General features: G+C 53.9%; 14 protein-coding genes. 7 read left to right on the top strand and 7 right to left on the bottom strand.

Annotation, left to right across the window (positions count from 1 at the left end):
* Positions 1-24: 24 nt before the first annotated feature.
* The 7 genes from INT21_RS05840 to INT21_RS05870 all read right to left on the bottom strand — a co-directional run bounded on the left by INT21_RS05840 (position 25) and on the right by INT21_RS05870 (position 7,429).
* Positions 25-1,140: an enoyl-CoA hydratase/isomerase family protein gene (locus INT21_RS05840; RefSeq protein WP_193084995.1), complete on the bottom strand. Its 1,116-nt coding sequence runs from the start codon at positions 1,138-1,140 to the stop codon at positions 25-27.
* A 20-nt stretch (positions 1,141-1,160) separates the two neighbouring features.
* A complete protein-coding gene (locus INT21_RS05845; protein WP_193084996.1) occupies positions 1,161-2,315 on the bottom strand; it encodes an acyl-CoA dehydrogenase family protein in 1,155 nt (384 codons plus the stop codon).
* A 263-nt stretch (positions 2,316-2,578) separates the two neighbouring features.
* The gene (locus INT21_RS05850; RefSeq protein ID WP_193084997.1) at positions 2,579-3,571 is read right to left on the bottom strand and encodes a branched-chain amino acid ABC transporter permease; all 993 of its coding nucleotides are present in this window, start codon (positions 3,569-3,571) and stop codon (positions 2,579-2,581) included.
* Between the two features lie 2 nt (positions 3,572-3,573).
* Positions 3,574-4,461, bottom strand: coding sequence for a branched-chain amino acid ABC transporter permease (locus INT21_RS05855; protein ID WP_038485114.1), 888 nt, complete (start codon positions 4,459-4,461; stop codon positions 3,574-3,576).
* A gap of 82 nt (positions 4,462-4,543) precedes the next feature.
* Positions 4,544-5,767, bottom strand: coding sequence for an ABC transporter substrate-binding protein (locus tag INT21_RS05860; RefSeq protein WP_193068206.1), 1,224 nt, complete (start codon positions 5,765-5,767; stop codon positions 4,544-4,546).
* A gap of 127 nt (positions 5,768-5,894) precedes the next feature.
* Positions 5,895-6,644 carry an ABC transporter ATP-binding protein gene (locus INT21_RS05865; RefSeq protein ID WP_125748817.1) on the bottom strand — a complete coding sequence of 250 codons (750 nt, stop codon included), beginning with the start codon at positions 6,642-6,644 and terminating at the stop codon, positions 5,895-5,897.
* Entirely contained in the window at positions 6,641-7,429 is a 789-nt protein-coding gene (locus INT21_RS05870) for an ABC transporter ATP-binding protein (RefSeq protein WP_193068208.1), read from the bottom strand. Before INT21_RS05870 ends, INT21_RS05865 begins: the two co-directional genes overlap by 4 nt.
* 360 nt (positions 7,430-7,789) lie before the next feature.
* Between INT21_RS05870 and INT21_RS05875 the strand changes: the two genes are divergently transcribed.
* The 7 genes from INT21_RS05875 to INT21_RS05905 all read left to right on the top strand — a co-directional run bounded on the left by INT21_RS05875 (position 7,790) and on the right by INT21_RS05905 (position 16,578).
* Positions 7,790-8,203, top strand: coding sequence for a MerR family transcriptional regulator (locus INT21_RS05875; protein ID WP_089040839.1), 414 nt, complete (start codon positions 7,790-7,792; stop codon positions 8,201-8,203).
* Between the two features lie 20 nt (positions 8,204-8,223).
* Complete coding sequence (locus INT21_RS05880; protein ID WP_193084998.1) at positions 8,224-9,393, top strand: isovaleryl-CoA dehydrogenase; 1,170 nt, start codon at positions 8,224-8,226, stop codon at positions 9,391-9,393.
* 10 nt (positions 9,394-9,403) lie between these two features.
* A complete protein-coding gene (locus tag INT21_RS05885; protein ID WP_193061367.1) occupies positions 9,404-11,011 on the top strand; it encodes a carboxyl transferase domain-containing protein in 1,608 nt (535 codons plus the stop codon).
* 11 nt (positions 11,012-11,022) lie between these two features.
* Positions 11,023-11,856, top strand: a complete 834-nt coding sequence (locus INT21_RS05890) for an enoyl-CoA hydratase/isomerase family protein (protein ID WP_193084999.1) — start codon at positions 11,023-11,025, stop codon at positions 11,854-11,856.
* A complete protein-coding gene (locus tag INT21_RS05895; protein WP_193085000.1) occupies positions 11,853-13,892 on the top strand; it encodes an acetyl/propionyl/methylcrotonyl-CoA carboxylase subunit alpha in 2,040 nt (679 codons plus the stop codon). The genes INT21_RS05890 and INT21_RS05895 overlap by 4 nt, the downstream gene beginning before the upstream one ends.
* 10 nt (positions 13,893-13,902) lie before the next feature.
* Positions 13,903-14,808: a hydroxymethylglutaryl-CoA lyase gene (locus tag INT21_RS05900; protein ID WP_193061364.1), complete on the top strand. Its 906-nt coding sequence runs from the start codon at positions 13,903-13,905 to the stop codon at positions 14,806-14,808.
* A gap of 66 nt (positions 14,809-14,874) precedes the next feature.
* Complete coding sequence (locus INT21_RS05905) at positions 14,875-16,578, top strand: AMP-binding protein (RefSeq protein ID WP_193085001.1); 1,704 nt, start codon at positions 14,875-14,877, stop codon at positions 16,576-16,578.
* Positions 16,579-16,766: the final 188 nt, after the last annotated feature.

Below are 16,766 nucleotides of genomic sequence, written 5' to 3' on the forward strand. Positions count from 1 at the left end.
TGGGAAATGGTTTGAAGAAATATCTTAGTGAAGATCCGCCAGAGGGCTCGTTTGCCACGGCGAAACCAGCAACTCATCGATAAAGGTTTGTTCGACGGACGCGACATCTGGGTATTTCCAGGCAGGCGTGCCGTCTTTATCGACCAACAGCGCACGCACGCCTTCGGGAAATTCCTGATGGCGGCAACACTGCACTGAAAGCGCCAGCTCAAACTGGAACACCTCAGCCAACGACATATGCTTGGCGCGCTTTAGCTGCTCATCAATCAGTTTCACTGATACGGGGCTGCCGTGGTAAAGGGTTTTCTGCGCTTTGCTGAACCATTTGTCATCGCTATTAACCGCTAATACTGCGGCAACAGCCTGCTCGACGGTATCGTGGTCCATTAGCTGCCGAATCAATGCAGCAGATTTTTGAACCGGCGATTCCAGCTCGGCAAATACGTCTTGAGACGCTTGTTCAAATTCGCGCAGCACACGGTTAACCACACCATGGGCGTCAGTTTGCTTTCCTTCACCCCAGGTGGCATCCATCAGTTTTTGAGCCAGGTCTGCGCGGTAATGGCTAGCAATCGCACGATCGGCAAGGCCGAGATGAACGGCATCTGGGGCGTTAATTTGGCTGCCGGTCATGGCTAAAAAGCGTCCGGTACCATTTGGCAGGCGGTTTAAAAACCAGCTAGCGCCAACGTCCGGGTAAAGGCCAATCGTCACTTCTGGCATCGCCAGCCGAGAGGTTTCCGTCACGATTCGGTGGCTGCTACCGCTAAGCAGCCCCATTCCCCCACCCATCACAATACCGCTACCCCAGCAAATGACCGGCTTGGGATAGGTGTGGAGCAAGTAATCCAAGCGGTACTCGTGTTCAAAGAAGCGCTCAGGAAAATCTGGTTCGCCGTCACCTTTAATCGCTTTATACAGATTGACGACATCGCCGCCTGCGCAAAACGCTTTTTCACCAGCACTATCCAGCAGAACAGCAACAACTCGCTCGTCGGTTTGCCACGCTTTCAAGCGCGGCAGAATTTCTTCAATCATCTCTAACGTCAGGGCGTTCAGCGAACGCTCGGCGTTAAGGGTGATCTCGCCAATAACATGGCCATCTTGGGTGGCGTGTTCAGCAAACAGTACGCTACTCATTCCATTGTCCTTGTGGTTGGCTACAGCTCAGAGGCACCATCAGAGAGCACGCGACGGGAAATAATCAGCCGCATGATTTCGTTAGTTCCTTCCAAAATACGGTGTACACGAGAATCACGCACATAGCGCTCCATCGGATACTCTTTAATGTAGCCGTTGCCACCATAGAGCTGAAGCGCCTCATCACACACCTTGAAGCCGACATCAGTCGCAAAGCGCTTAGCCATGGCGCAATAGGTAGTGGCATCGGGGTGGCCAGCATCCAATTTTGTGGCTGCCATACGCACTAGCTGGCGAGCCGCGACAAGCTCGGTAACCATATCCGCCATTCGGAACTGAAGCGCTTGGAAGTCTGCCAAACGCTTGCCAAACTGCTTACGCTCCAGCATGTATTCACGGGCTTTGTTGATCGCCTGCTGGGCGGTGCCGATTGAGCAGGTGGCGATGTTGATACGTCCGCCATCCAAGCCTTTCATGGCAATTTTAAAGCCGTCACCTTCGTTGCCTAACAGGTGGTTGGCGGGAACGCGCACATCTTCAAAGGTAATCATGCGGGTTGGCTGACTGTTCCAACCCATTTTGTCTTCTTTACGGCCGTAGCTAATGCCGCTTGCTTTGGCATCAACCGCAAAGGCAGAAACACCGCTGGGGCCTTCGCCGCCGGTACGCGCCATCACCACCAAAAAGTCGGTGCTGCCGGCGCCAGAGATAAACATCTTGCTACCGTTGAGCACGTAGTCATCGCCATCACGCTTGGCGGTGGTTTTAAGCGAGGCCGCATCAGAGCCTGCATTGGGTTCGGTTAAGCAGTAAGAACCCAGCAACTCGCCAGTGGCCAATTTTTCGCCCCACTGCGCCACTGCTTCAGAGGTACCGAAGTCTGCCAGCATCCACGTCACCATGTTATGAATGGTGAGATAAGCGGTGGTTGAGGTGCAGCCCATGGAAAGCTGTTCAAAAATAATGCTGGCATCCAGACGGGAAAGACCCAGCCCGCCAACGCGCTCTGGCGCGTAAAGTGAACAAAAACCTAACTCCCCCGCTTTGCGGATAACATCAACAGGAAAGAAGGCTTCGGCATCCCACTGTGCAGCGTGGGGTTCTAACTCGTTCTGGGCGAATGCCCGGGCCATATCGGAAAAAGCGACCTGGTCTTCACTTAACTCAAAATTCATGGCGAATCTCCGCAGCATGCGTCGCTGAACAGCCTGTGAGCAGGCTGGGCAGCTTGGCGTTTGCTATTATCTTTATTAGCCGTTGGCGTTATTGGCAATTGTCTTTACTGGCAATTATCTTTACAGGCAACGTTGACGTTTACGTTAACTTATATTCTTACTCTGACAGGTGCAACCGGCTTAGCTCACTACCTTTGGCGTAGAGGCGTGATTTGGGCAGAAAAAAGGGTGCCCTAGGGCACCCAATCATCGGACAGAACCGGTTATTTGAAGTTTTTGCGATACATTTTGGTGAGTTCGCCCACAATGCCGCTGCGGAAGCTAAGTACGCAGACAACAAAGATAATACCCAGAATGACGCTTACCCAGTTACCCAACGGTGACTGCGCCAAAATGTGCTGCAGGCTAACCACAATGCCCGCACCCATAAGGGGTCCAAGCAGTGTGCCGACCCCACCCAGCAGCGTCATTAGGATAACTTCACCTGACATGTGCCAGTGTGCATCGGTTAACGACGCCAGCTGAAACACGACGGTTTTGGTAGACCCCGCCAACCCGGCCAACGCAGCTGAGAGCACAAACGCCAGCAGCTTGTAAGCATCAACGTTGTAGCCCAGCGAAATAGCACGCGGTTCATTTTCACGAATCGCTTTAAGCACCTGGCCAAAGGGGGAATGCACGGTGCGTTGGATCAGCGCAAAACCAAATATGAAGATGGCAAAAACGAAGTAATACATCGCCAAGTTACTGCTTAGACTGATCACGCCAAACAAGTCACCGCGTGGCACGCCGTGAAGGCCATCCTCACCACCGGTAAACGATGACTGAACAAAGACGAAAAACATCAGCTGAGCAAGCGCCAACGTCACCATGGCAAAGTAAATGCCCTGACGCCGGATCGAAAGCACCCCGAACAGCAGCCCTAACAGGGTTGCCATAAAGGTGCCTGCAATAATCCCCATCTCTGGCGTTAGCCCTGGATAGCTTGCCAACAAGTAGCCGGTAACATAACCACCGGTGGCTAAAAAGGCTGCGTGCCCGAACGAGAGCAACCCCGCATAGCCCAGCAACAAATTAAAAGCGCAGGCAAAAAGCGCGAAGCAAAGAATTTTCATTAGGAATACGGGATAGGCCAAAAAAGGAGCGACTAACCCGATGGCCAAGAGCGCTATATAAAACATGTTACGGCGCATTTTGGCCCGCTTCTGCCGTTCTTGCACGGCTGATGGCGCATTGAGTGCTTGAGAGTCTGCCATGGTTATGCCTCCTTACCGAACAGCCCAGCGGGGCGTAACATGAGCACCAATATCATCACCAGGAAGATCACGGTATTGGAGGCTTCGGGGTAATACACTTTGGTTAAGCCTTCGATGATCCCCATACCCAGGCCAGTAAGAATTGCACCCAGAATAGATCCCATTCCACCAATGACGACCACCGCGAACACGACAATCAGCAAGCTTGACCCCATGGTCGGTGATACAGGATATAGCGGCGCTGCCAACACACCCGCAAAGGCGGCTAGCGCTACGCCAAAGCCATAAGTAAGCGTGATCAATAGCGGTACGTTTACCCCAAACGCTTGCATCAGTTGAGAGTTTTCAGTACCAGCACGCAGATAAGCCCCCAGCCGGGTGCGCTCAATCATAAACCAGGTAAATAGACACATGGCCAGTGCCGCTACCAGCACCCAGGCACGGTAGGTAGGCAGGAACATGAAGCCTAGATTCAGGCCGCCTTGCAGTGCTTCAGGCGTCGCGTACCGCGCACCCGAAACGCCAAAGAAATTTACCAGCGTACCTTCAAAAATGAGTGCCAACCCGAAGGTGAGCAGCAGTCCATAAAGATGGTCTAAATGGGCAATGCGACGCAGTAAAAAGCGCTCCATTAACATGCCGAAACCACCCACCACCAGCGGCACCAGAAACAGCGCCAGCCAATAGTTGATGCCTAAATAGCGAAAGCCTAGCAGTGCGGCGAAGGCTCCCAGCATGTATTGCGCCCCATGGGCAAAGTTGACGATCTTCAGTAGGCCGAAGATGACCGCCAGGCCCAAGCTAAGCAGTGCGTAAAAGGCTCCATTCACAAGCCCAAGCGTTAGCTGGCCCATGAAAACGGCTAATGGCACGCCGAATATCATCGTCATTGTATGACTCTCCTCGCCGTCAAGCGGTTGGTGGCAAGTTGCCACCAACCAGTTCTAACGTCACTTGCGGTTGTTATTCGACTTAGTTTTGAACCAGTTTGCACTGGCTATCAGAGAGCGGACGGTAGGCTTCATCGGCAGGAATGGTGCTGAGGATTTCATAAAGATCCCACTCACCGGTAGACTCTTCCGGCGTTTTCACTTGGGCAAGGTACATGTCATGAATCATGCGGCCATCTTCACGAATGGAGCCGTTACGCGCAAAGAAGTCTTCAATGGGCATATCAGCCATTTGGGCACGAACAACTTCAGGGTCGTCGGTTCCCGCGGCTTCTACGGCTTTCAGGTAGTGCATGGTGCTTGAGTAGATACCTGCCTGAACCATGGTGGGCATACGACCAACTTCTTCAAAATAACGATCTGACCAAGCGCGCGCCTCTTCATCCATGTTCCAGTACCAGCCCGTCGTTAGCAGCAGTCCTTGGGTGGATTCCAGACCTAGCGCGTGTACATCGTTGAGGAAGATCAGCAGGCCTGCTAGTTGCTGGCCACTCTGCGTGAGACCGAACTGGCTAGCGGTGGTGATCGCGTTCACGGTATCAGCACCGGCGTTAGCCAAACCAACAATCTTCGCGCCAGACCCTTGGGCCTGAAGGATGTACGAGGAGAAGTCACTTGTCGGGAACGGGTGGCGTACGCCGCCAACAATTTCGCCGCCATTGGCTTCAACCACTTTGGTTACATCAGCTTCCAGCGCATGGCCGAACGCATAATCAGCCGTTAACAAGAACCAGCTGTCGCCGCCCTGCTCGACAACTGCTTTTGCAGTACCGTTCGCCAGTGGGTAAGTATCGTAAACCCAGTGAATGTGGTTGGGCGTGCAGTGTTCATTGGTAATGCTTGATGCCGCAGAGCCCGACACAATGCCCAGACCATTGTTTTCTTCCAACACTTTGGTGACCGCAATAGACACCGAGGACGCCACTAGGCCACCCACCATGTCGACGTTACGCTGATCTATCCACTCACGCACTGTGTTAGCACCGACGTCAGCACTGTTACGATCATCAGCACTAAAAATTACAATGGGCGAGCCGTTAACACTGCCACCAAAATCAGCAATCGCCATTTCCATGGCTGTTTCGCCGCCTGGACCAGCTAAGTCACGATAAGTCCCAGACATATCTGCCAAATAACCAATGCGCACCTCATTATCGCTAATGTCGGCGTGAGCGGTTGAGACTGCCATAGTAGAAGCGGCGGCAACGGCGATGCTGGCGGTCAGCGTTTTTTTCATAAAGGTCATGTTCGTCTCCTGGCCCTTGAGGCCTTTGTTGTTGTGTTACGACGTACGAATGAAATGCTTATAGAGCGTTTAGTGTTGTAGTGCACCTACTGCGAAGCTGATGCTGTGTTTATGATCTAGATTGGCGTTATACCCCCAGCATGGTGTTGAGATGGTCTCGACGTGACGGAAGCTGCTCAGCGCTTATCTCTTCAACAATTTGACCGTGGTCCATTACAAAATGGCGATCTGCCAGCGGCGCTGCAAAACGGAAGTTCTGCTCCACCAGAACAATGGTCATACCGCGCTCTTTCAGTTGAATAAGCACTTCGCCAAGTTTTTGCACAATAACGGGGGCTAAGCCTTCGGTAATTTCATCGAGCAGCAAAAGTCGCGCGCCGGTGCGTAGAATGCGTGCCATGGCAAGCATCTGCTGCTCACCGCCGGAAAGCCGCGTCCCCTGGCTTCTGCGGCGCTCGTAAAGGTTGGGAAACATGGCGTAGATTTCATCTAGGCTCATTCCGCCAGAGCGAACCGTGGGCGGAAGTAGTAAATTTTCGTGCACATCCAGACTGGCAAAAATACCGCGCTCTTCGGGGCAGTAGCCGACACCAAGCCTTGGAATATGGTGTGCCTTCATATTCAGCGTTTCGTTGCCATTAATCACAATCGAGCCGGTGCGACGCCCAACCATATTCATAATGGATTTTAGAGTAGTGCTGCGTCCCGCGCCGTTGCGGCCCAGCAGGGTAACCAACTCCCCACGCTTAACATCAAAGTTCACGCCATGAAGTATGTGCGATTCACCATAGAAAGCGTGCAAGTCTTGCACTCTCAGCATTTCTAGCGTTTGGGAATCGGCTAGTTCATTGGTTTCATAGGCCTCAGCGGTATTCATACGGCAGCCTCCTCTTCAGCAGCTTCACTGCCCATATATGCCTCGCGCACTAATGGATTGCGGGAAACCTCGTCATAATTACCTTCGGCCAACACCGCGCCGCGGGCTAATACCGTAATACGATCACAAAGCCTGCTTACCACGCTCAAATTGTGCTCCACCATTAAGACGGTGCGCCCTTTTGAGACACGCTTAATCAGCTCGACGATACGATCAACGTCCTCTGCCCCCATCCCCTGAGTCGGCTCATCCAACAGCATCATCTTAGGGTCAAGCGCCAGCGTGGTGGCAACTTCCAGGGCGCGCTTACGGCCGTATGGCATTTCTACCGTTAGTGTATCGGCGTACTCACGCAGGCCAACCTCATCAAGCAGCTCCAATGCACGCTCATTAAGGTGATCTAGCGACTTTTCTGATTTCCAGAAGTGAAACGATGTGCCTAATTGACGCTGTAGCGCTACTCGGACGTTTTCCAGCGCCGTCATGTGCGCAAACACCGCTGAAATTTGAAATGAACGCACGAGACCCAGCTGTGCAATCTCATTGGATTTCTTGCTGGTAATGGGCTTACCGCGATAAAGGATTTCTCCACGTGTAGGCGGCAGAAACTTGGTTAGCAAATTAAAAACGGTGGTCTTTCCAGCACCGTTGGGGCCAATCAGGGCGTGAATATGCCCTTCTTGAACTTGAAGATTAACGTCATCCACGGCGGTAAAACCGCGGAATCCTTTGGTCAGCCCTCTGGTCTCGAGCACTGGCCCATTAAGAACATCGTCTGCACGCATGGAGTGGTAAGCCTCTTTTTGTTCTTGTGTTCGGGTGTTCTTGTATCCGGGTGTTGGGTGCTGACGTTTCACCAACCGCGTCACCAAGTGAAACTCGTTAGCCGGCAACACACCCTTACCTGAACGTAAGGTGTAGGTGCAAACTAGCAATCACTTGAGGGGTATTACAATTACAACTTTGGTCTACGCTTCTTTAACGCTTCTTCACGTTAATAATAAAAATAGTTATTTTTCAGATAATTAGTCAATAATCAAGAAAATCACACAAGCACAACTACTGCTTTACGTTAACGTAAACTTGTTTTAGCCTCATGGTCAGTGTTCCATAGGGACATCCCCCTATCGACGAGAACAATGATCATGAGCAAAACCTACACGATCAGTGAATTGGCCAGCGAGTTCGACGTTACCACTCGGAGTATTCGCTTTTATGAAGATCAGGAGTTACTCCACCCTGCTCGCCGTGGACAAACACGCATCTACAGCAGCAAAGATCGCGTGCGCCTGAAATTAACGCTACGCGGTAAACGACTCGGTTTTTCCTTAGCAGAAATTCGCGAACTCTTTGAGCTGTGGGATGAGACCCGCAGCGGCAGCGAAAAGCAGTTGCATCTAATGCTAAGCAAAATCAGCGAGCGTAAATCGGCTCTAGAACAACAAATGAAAGATATCACGATGGTGCAGCTGGAACTTGAAAGCGCTGAAATTCGCTGCCGCCAGGCTCTTGAAGAACTCAATGAAAAACCTTCTTTAACGACGAAAAGCCCCCATTAACAATGACAAGGTGATTGACCATGTTTTCACACTATTCAGAACTCAATTTCGGCCTCGACGATGAACTGAACATGCTGCGCGAGCAGGTCAATGCCTTTGCCGCTAGCGAAATTGCCCCACGCGCTGCTGAAATCGACCGCAACAACGAATTCCCAAATGATCTGTGGAAGAAGTTTGGCGACATGGGTCTATTGGGGATTACCGTATCTGAAGAGGATGGCGGTAGTGGTATGGGCTATCTTGCCCACTGTATTGCGATGGAAGAAATTTCCCGGGCAAGTGCTTCCGTCGCCCTCTCCTATGGCGCGCACTCAAACCTGTGCGTCAATCAGCTAAAGATCAACGCCAGCGCTGCACAAAAAGAGAAATATCTGCCCAAGCTGATCAGCGGCGACCACGTAGGTGCACTGGCAATGTCAGAGCCAGGTGCAGGGTCTGACGTCGTGTCAATGCAGCTACGTGCCAAGCTGGATGGTGATCATTACATCCTTAACGGCAATAAGATGTGGATCACCAACGGCCCTGACGCCGACGTATTAGTGGTGTACGCCAAAACCGACCCAGAAGCAGGCTCTAAAGGTATTACAGCGTTCATTATTGAAAAAGGCATGCCTGGCTTCACTACGGCACAGAAGCTCGACAAGCTGGGTATGCGCGGCTCTAACACCTGCGAACTGGTTTTCCAAGACTGCAAAGTACCGGCTGAAAACGTACTGGGCGAGGTCGGTAAAGGGGTTCGCGTTCTCATGAGCGGCTTGGATTATGAGCGCACCGTACTGGCTGCTGGTCCTATCGGCATCATGCAGGCCGCTATGGATGTGGTGATGCCCTATATCCACGAGCGCAAGCAGTTCAACCAGTCCATTGGCGAGTTCCAGTTGGTGCAAGGCAAAGTCGCGGATATGTACACCACGCTGAACGCTTGTCGCGCCTACTTATACGCCGTTGCCGGAGCCTGCGACCGCGGCCAGACCTCGCGCAAAGACGCAGCGGGCGTGATTCTTTACTGCGCAGAGAAAGCCACCCAAGTTGCCCTAGATGCCATTCAGCTGCTCGGCGGCAACGGCTATATCAACGAGTACCCCACCGGTCGCCTTCTGCGCGATGCCAAACTGTATGAAATTGGCGCGGGCACCAGCGAAATTCGCCGGATGCTGATTGGCCGCGAACTCTTCACCGAAACAAAGTAAGGGCCGCGCCATGAGCACACTCTCTACACAGATCAATCCCCGCAGCGATGTCTTTCAAAGCAACGCAGCATCCATGTTGGGGGAAGTTTCCAAGCTACGAGAATTGACCGCTGCCGTCGCCCAAGGCGGCGGCCCTAAGGCGCGTGAACGCCACGAGAGCCGCGGCAAGCTATTTGTGCGTGATCGTATCGATCACTTAATTGACGAAGGCTCGCCATTTTTAGAGTTTTCCGCCCTGGCAGCCCATCACGTTTACGATAGCGACGTGCCTGCGGCAGGCGTGGTAACGGGCATTGGCCGGGTATCTGGCGTTGAGTGCGTGATTGTGGCCAACGATGCCACAGTAAAAGGTGGCACTTATTTCCCGCTAACGGTGAAAAAGCACCTGCGCGCCCAAGAAATAGCCCGCAAGCACCGTTTACCGTGCATCTATTTAGTCGATTCCGGCGGCGCATTCTTACCCCGCCAGGATGAAGTGTTCCCCGATCGCGATCACTTCGGACGCATCTTCTATAACCAAGCCACGATGTCGGCAGAGGGCATCCCGCAAATAGCGGTGGTCATGGGCTCCTGCACGGCTGGCGGTGCTTATGTACCCGCCATGGCAGATGAATCAATCATCGTTAAAGAACAGGGCACGATTTTCCTGGGCGGCCCACCGTTAGTGAAGGCGGCCACGGGCGAAAACATTAGTGCAGAAGACCTGGGCGGTGCCGATGTGCACGCCAAAATCAGCGGCGTAGCCGATCATTACGCTGAAAATGATGCCCACGCCCTGCAGTTGGCGCGCGCTTGTGTGTCCCGTTTAAATTGGCAAAAGCGCGGCAAATTAGCCATGCAAGCGCCCCAACCTCCCAAACTCGACCCCAGCGAACTTTACGGCATTGTTGGCACCGACCTTAAAAAGCCTTACGACGTTCGCGAAGTGATTGGTCGTATTGTCGATGGCTCTGACTTTGACGAATTCAAGCGCTACTACGGCGACACCTTGGTAACCGGCTTTGCGCATATCCACGGCTATCCGGTTGGTATTGTGGCCAACAACGGCGTGCTGTTTTCAGAGAGCGCGGTAAAAGGCGCGCACTTTATTGAGCTTTGCGCTCAGCGCAAGATTCCGCTGGTGTTCCTGCAAAACATTACCGGCTTCATGGTCGGCTCTAAGTACGAGCATGAAGGCATCGCTAAGCACGGTGCGAAGCTAGTGACTGCCGTCGCATGCGCCAAAGTACCCAAGTTCACCGTTTTGATTGGCGGCAGTTTTGGCGCAGGTAACTACGGAATGTGTGGTCGCGCCTATGACCCCAACCTGCTGTTCATGTGGCCCAATGCGCGTATTTCGGTAATGGGCGGTGAGCAGGCGGCAGGCGTGCTCTCGCAGGTGAAACGTGAGCAGTATGAGCGCGATGGCCGCGAGTGGACCAAAGAGGAAGAAGAGGCCTTTAAACAGCCCACTCGCGACCAGTATGAGCACCAGGGTCACCCCTATTATGCTAGCGCCCGCCTATGGGATGACGGCGTCATTGATCCACTTCAAACCCGCGACGTATTAGGGCTTTCACTAGCCGCTGCAATGAATGCTGACGTCGAAGAGACACGCTTCGGCGTGTTCCGGATGTAAGGGCGAACACTATGGCTTACTCAACGCTACTGATCGAAGAAGGCGTGGCGCGCCTGACGTTAAACCGCCCAGAGGTGCATAACGCCTTTGACGACAGCCTGATCGCTGAACTAAACGCCCATCTAGACGAGTTGCACGCGTTGGCCAACGCCGGTGACGTTCGGGTGGTGGTGCTTGGCTCTGAGGGTAAAAGTTTTTCTGCGGGCGCTGATCTCAACTGGATGAAGCGCATGGTCGATTACGGCCTGGAAGACAATCTAGCGGACTCACGCAAACTGTCAGCGCTTATGTTCGGGTTAGACACCCTGCCTTGCCCTACTGTTTGCCGAGTTCAGGGGGCGGCCTTTGGTGGCGCGGTGGGTCTAGCCGCCTGTTGCGATCTGGTCGTCGCTTCAGATAAAGCTAAATTCTGCCTGTCGGAAGTCAAAATTGGCCTATCGCCCGCGGTGATTAGCCCTTATGTTCAGCGCGCGCTTGGCGAACGCCAAATGCGCCGTTACGCACTCACTGCTGAAGTGATGGATGCGCCAACAGCGATGGCGCTCGGCTTGGTTCACCAAGTGGTGGAGCACGATGCCTTGGATAGCGCCGTAGACGCCATGCTCGACACCCTGCTGAGTGGCTCTCCCCAAGCCCAACGGGCAACCAAAGCACTGCTGGCAAGCGTGGCTCAGGCACCCGACAGCGACGCCACCCGAGAACACACCTGCCAAGTGATCTCCAAACTGCGGGTGAGCCAAGAGGGTCAAGAGGGCTTAGCTAGCTTTTTTGAAAAGCGCCGCCCTGCCTGGACGCAACCGTCTGGCCTTCAAGAACCCAACACTGCTGCGGAGCCACGCTCATGACGCTTGACCTTACTAAATTCGACACGTTGCTAGTGGCCAACCGCGGTGAAATTGCCTGCCGGGTAATGCGCACCGCCCGCCGCATGGGGCTGAAAACGGTTGCCGTTTATTCAGATGCCGATGCCACGGCTCGCCATGTACGCGAGGCTGATGAAGCCGTTCGCTTAGGCCCTGCCGCCGCCCGCGAAAGCTACCTTAATGTTGATGCGGTTATCGATGCCGCCAAACGCACCGGTACTGGTGCCATTCACCCCGGCTACGGCTTTCTTTCGGAAAACGGTGGGTTTGTTAAAGCCCTTGAGCAAGCGGGCATCATCTTTGTTGGTCCCCCAGCGTCGGCGATTGCCGCGATGGGCGATAAATCTGCCGCGAAAGCGCGCATGGCCAATGCGGGCGTGCCGCTGGTGCCTGGCTATCATGGCGACGATCAGGATGATGCGCTGCTGCGCAGCGAAGCCGACAAAATCGGTTATCCGGTGATGTTAAAAGCCAGCGCCGGTGGTGGTGGTAAAGGCATGCGCGTGGTTGAAAGCGGCGAAGGATTTAAGGCAGCGCTTGATGGCTGTCGACGCGAATCCAGCGCCGCTTTCGGCGACGACCGCATGTTAATAGAGAAGTACTTGGTGCAGCCTCGTCATGTCGAAGTACAGGTATTCTGCGACCGCTACGGCAATGGCGTGTACCTATTCGAACGGGATTGCAGCGTTCAGCGCCGCCATCAGAAAGTCATAGAAGAAGCGCCCGCTCCTGGCATGACGCCCGAACTGCGCAGTGCGATGGGCGACGCTGCCGTTCGCGCGGCAAAAGAAATTGGCTATGTGGGCGCAGGTACTGTGGAGTTTCTGCTCGACGCCGACGGTTCGTTCTACTTTATGGAGATGAACACCCGCCTGCAGGTTGAGCATCCCGTTACTGAAATGATTACCTGCCAGGATTTGGTCGAATGGCAGCTGCGCGTTGCGATGGGTGAACCACTCCCCTGCACACAAGACGAGCTCACCATCACCGGCCACAGTTTTGAAGCGCGCCTGTATGCCGAAGACCCGGAGCAAGACTTCCTACCGGCCACCGGTTTGTTGACTCGCTTCGCCTTGGACCTAGAAGGTGCCGACTTAGATAGCGATCAGGTCCGTTTAGACAGCGGCGTAGAAAGTGGCGATGTGGTTTCCATGCACTACGACCCCATGCTGGCCAAACTGATTGTTCACGGCGCTGACCGGGATGCGGCGCTAGCCACTCTCAACCGAGCGTTGGCGGCGCTGGATGTACAGGGCGTGGTGACGAACCGCGCCTTCCTGCAACGCTTGGCAAATCACCCCGGCTTTAAAAACGTCGAGCTAGACACGCGTTTTATCGAACGCAACGAAGCCACGCTGTTTGCTCCGCGCAGCTACTCTACCGAGGCGTATGCCAGCGCCGCGCTGATCGGCCTGAACCAGCTGGCCAAAGAGTGCGAGAGCGACTCTCCGTGGGATCGCCACGACGGTTTCCGCTTGAATGCCCCCCATACCATTCGTATTGCGCTGTGTGACCCGGCAAGTGCCCAGGCAGCCGACAGCGACGAAGCGGTGGTGATTGTTGAAGGTAAGCGCGAAAGCGGCGAATCGCTGTGGAATCTGACCATCGGTGATCAAACGTTGACCGCTAGCCTACAATCGCTGACAGGTGATGCGGTCGCCGTCACGCTAAACGGCCACCGCCGTCGTCTACAGGCACGCCGCGATGGCCATATCGTGGTGATGGCTGAACCTAGTGGCGAAACACGCCTCTTCTGGCGACGTATTGATGCCATTGACCACGGTCACCATGAAGCCGAATCAACGCTCACCGCCCCCATGAATGGCACCGTTGTCGCGCTGCTGGTAGAGCCTGGCGCGGCGGTCGAGAAAGGCATGCCGTTGATGGTCATGGAAGCGATGAAGATGGAGCACACCATGACCGCGCCTGCCGATGGTAGCGTGGAGACGTTCCACTTCCAGTCGGGCGATACCGTGAGTCAAGGTGACGTGCTACTCGACTTTGCCCCCAACGAATAGGAGCTAACCGATGGCACTGCCTACGTCTATTAAACTGTTTGAAATGGCCCCCCGCGATGGCCTGCAAAACGAACCGGGCACCCTGGTGCCCACCGCCACCAAAATCGAACTGATCGAACGGCTCGCGAATGCTGGCCTCAGCCATATTGAGGCCGCCAGCTTTGTCTCGCCAAAATGGGTACCCCAAATGGGCGATGCGAGCGAAGTAATGCGCGGTATTGCCCGCAAACCCGGCGTGGTTTATTCGGCGTTAACGCCTAACCTGAAAGGCTTGGAAGGCGCACTGGCAGCCGGCGTTGAGGAAGTCGCAGTATTTGGTGCCGCTTCTGAGGCGTTTTCCCAGAAAAACATCAACTGCTCGATTGCTGAGTCGCTGACGCGCTTTGAGCCAGTGCTTGCGCGAGCCAACGAAGCAGGTGTGCGGGTGCGTGGCTATGTGTCCTGCGTGCTGGGCTGCCCCTATGAAGGGGCTATTTCTCCGCAAAAAGTTGCCGAGGTAGCCAGCGCACTTTATGAGATGGGCTGCTATGAAATCTCTCTGGGTGACACCATCGGTGTCGGCACGCCGCTAGCCGCTAAGCGGATGATTGAGGCTGCCCGCCAGCAGGTGCCCATCGAGCATTTAGCGGCCCACTTCCATGATACCTATGGCATGGCGCTAGCTAACTTATATGCCGTAATGGAAGAAGGCGTGAGCGTGATTGACGCAGCGACCGCAGGGCTTGGTGGCTGCCCTTATGCCAAAGGTGCATCCGGCAATGTGGCCACGGAAGACGTACTTTACCTGCTAGAGGGGCTGGGCATTAACACGGGCATCGACCTCCAGGCAGTGATTGATACGGGCGTCTGGATCACTCAGCAGCTTGGTCGCAAGCCCAGTTCTAAAGTCGCGTTGGCCAAAAGCACGGTTAGCTAATAATAACTATAGAAGCCAACTGCTTTCTTCCCGTTGAGACAAAAAAAACAGTTCGGAGAGACATCCATGGCATCACCTGCACACACCCTACCTAGCTACACCAGCAGCACCGCAGATAAGCCGCTGCTGGGCATGACCATTGGCGATAAATTTGATCAGATCGCCGCACAGTATCCCGACAACGACGCGCTAATCGCCCTTCATCAGAACATTCACTGGAGCTACCGCCAGCTTCAGGAAGAAGTTAACCGTTGCGCCCGTGCGTTGCTGGCCATTGGCGTTAAAAAAGGCGACCGAGTTGCCATCTGGGCACCTAACTGCTGCGAATGGACCCTAACCCAATTTGCCACCGCCAAGATTGGCGCGATTTTAGTCAACATTAACCCCTCTTATCGTACTCATGAGCTGGACTACGCGCTTAATCAATCCGGTGCGCGCTTTTTAGTCACTGCCAATCAATTCAAAAGCTCTGATTACACCGCCATGCTGTTTGAGCTCGCGCCTGAACTAAATAGCAGCACAGAAGGCCAGCTAAAATCGCACAAGCTACCTGATCTTGAGTGCATCATTAATCTGGGCTCTGACAAACAGAGTGGTATGTGGCGCTGGGCAGACTTCATTAACGAAGCCAGCAAGATCAGCCAGACGGATGTTGATGACCTGCAGGCCACGCTACAGTTTGATGACCCGATCAATATTCAGTACACCTCGGGCACAACGGGCTTTCCGAAAGGCGCGACGCTCTCTCACCACAACATCCTCAACAATGGCTTCTTTGTTGCCGAAAGCATGGGCTTTACCAGCGAAGACCGCTTGGTCATCCCCGTACCGCTCTACCACTGCTTCGGCATGGTGATGGGTAACCTGGGCTGTATGACCCATGGCGCGGCGATGATTTATCCGGATGAAGGGTTCGAACCCGGCAAAGTGCTAAAAGCGGTACACGAGCAAAAAGCCACCGCGCTTTACGGCGTACCCACTATGTTCATCGCCGAACTAGAGCACCCCGACTTTGCCACGACTGATTTTTCCACGCTGCGCACCGGCATTATGGCGGGTTCTATTTGTCCTGCAGAAATCATGAAGCAGGTCATCGAAAAGATGAACATGAAAGGCGTACAGATCGCCTATGGCATGACAGAAACCAGCCCAGTTTCCACCCAAACCGGCGCTAACGACACCATTGATAAGCGCGTTTCTACCGTCGGCCGCACCCAACCCCACCTAGAAAGCAAGATCGTCGATCCTGGCAACGGCGGCATTCTGCCCCGTGGTGAAATTGGTGAGTTATGCACCCGTGGCTACAGTGTGATGCTCAAGTACTGGAACAATGACAAAGCCACGGCTGAAGCCATTGATGAAGCCGGTTGGATGCATACGGGCGATCTTGCCACGATGGACGAGGAAGGCTACATCCAGATCGTTGGCCGCATTAAAGACATGGTGATTCGCGGCGGTGAGAATGTATACCCGAAAGAGATCGAGGAGTTTTTATACGCCCACCCTGCGATTTCAGAAGTACAGGTTACCGGTGTTCCGGATAAGAAGTATGGCGAAGAGTTAATTGCTTGGGTGAAGCTCAACAGCAGCGCAGGAGAAGTCACTGGAGAAGACCTGCGCGAGTACTGCAAAGGCAAAATCACTCACTTTAAGATTCCTCGCTACTTTAAATTTGTTGATGAGTTCCCGATGACGGTAACCGGTAAAATTCAGAAATTTAAAATGCGCGAAATTTCTATCCAAGAGCTTGGGCTTGAGGATCAAAAATAACCCTTTAATTAACGCCGGCCCGTGGTCGTAATGCCAGTCAGTTAAGGCTACTGGCATTACCCCCTAGCCCCATATAGCAAAGCGGCCTCCTCCCAAAGCGTGCACCGCACGTTATTCCCGAGTCACCGCACTGTCATTCCCGAATCACCACACCGTCATTCCCGAGTGGGGTTATCGGGAATCTACCT

Origin of the sequence: Halomonas sp. 3F2F (assembly GCF_014897805.1) — a bacterium.
Taxonomy (GTDB): Bacteria; Pseudomonadota; Gammaproteobacteria; order Pseudomonadales; family Halomonadaceae; genus Vreelandella.

Excerpts from the sequence above, each read along its gene's own strand:
- INT21_RS05840 (WP_193084995.1), bottom strand. The coding sequence starts at position 1,140 with ATGAGTAGCGTACTGTTTGCTGAACACGCCACCCAAGATGGCCATGTT.
- INT21_RS05845 (WP_193084996.1), bottom strand. The coding sequence starts at position 2,315 with ATGAATTTTGAGTTAAGTGAAGACCAGGTCGCTTTTTCCGATATGGCC.
- INT21_RS05850 (WP_193084997.1), bottom strand. The coding sequence starts at position 3,571 with ATGGCAGACTCTCAAGCACTCAATGCGCCATCAGCCGTGCAAGAACGG.
- INT21_RS05855 (WP_038485114.1), bottom strand. The coding sequence starts at position 4,461 with ATGACGATGATATTCGGCGTGCCATTAGCCGTTTTCATGGGCCAGCTA.
- INT21_RS05860 (WP_193068206.1), bottom strand. The coding sequence starts at position 5,767 with ATGACCTTTATGAAAAAAACGCTGACCGCCAGCATCGCCGTTGCCGCC.
- INT21_RS05865 (WP_125748817.1), bottom strand. The coding sequence starts at position 6,644 with ATGAATACCGCTGAGGCCTATGAAACCAATGAACTAGCCGATTCCCAA.
- INT21_RS05870 (WP_193068208.1), bottom strand. The coding sequence starts at position 7,429 with ATGCGTGCAGACGATGTTCTTAATGGGCCAGTGCTCGAGACCAGAGGG.
- INT21_RS05875 (WP_089040839.1), top strand. The coding sequence starts at position 7,790 with ATGAGCAAAACCTACACGATCAGTGAATTGGCCAGCGAGTTCGACGTT.
- INT21_RS05880 (WP_193084998.1), top strand. The coding sequence starts at position 8,224 with ATGTTTTCACACTATTCAGAACTCAATTTCGGCCTCGACGATGAACTG.
- INT21_RS05885 (WP_193061367.1), top strand. The coding sequence starts at position 9,404 with ATGAGCACACTCTCTACACAGATCAATCCCCGCAGCGATGTCTTTCAA.
- INT21_RS05890 (WP_193084999.1), top strand. The coding sequence starts at position 11,023 with ATGGCTTACTCAACGCTACTGATCGAAGAAGGCGTGGCGCGCCTGACG.
- INT21_RS05895 (WP_193085000.1), top strand. The coding sequence starts at position 11,853 with ATGACGCTTGACCTTACTAAATTCGACACGTTGCTAGTGGCCAACCGC.
- INT21_RS05900 (WP_193061364.1), top strand. The coding sequence starts at position 13,903 with ATGGCACTGCCTACGTCTATTAAACTGTTTGAAATGGCCCCCCGCGAT.
- INT21_RS05905 (WP_193085001.1), top strand. The coding sequence starts at position 14,875 with ATGGCATCACCTGCACACACCCTACCTAGCTACACCAGCAGCACCGCA.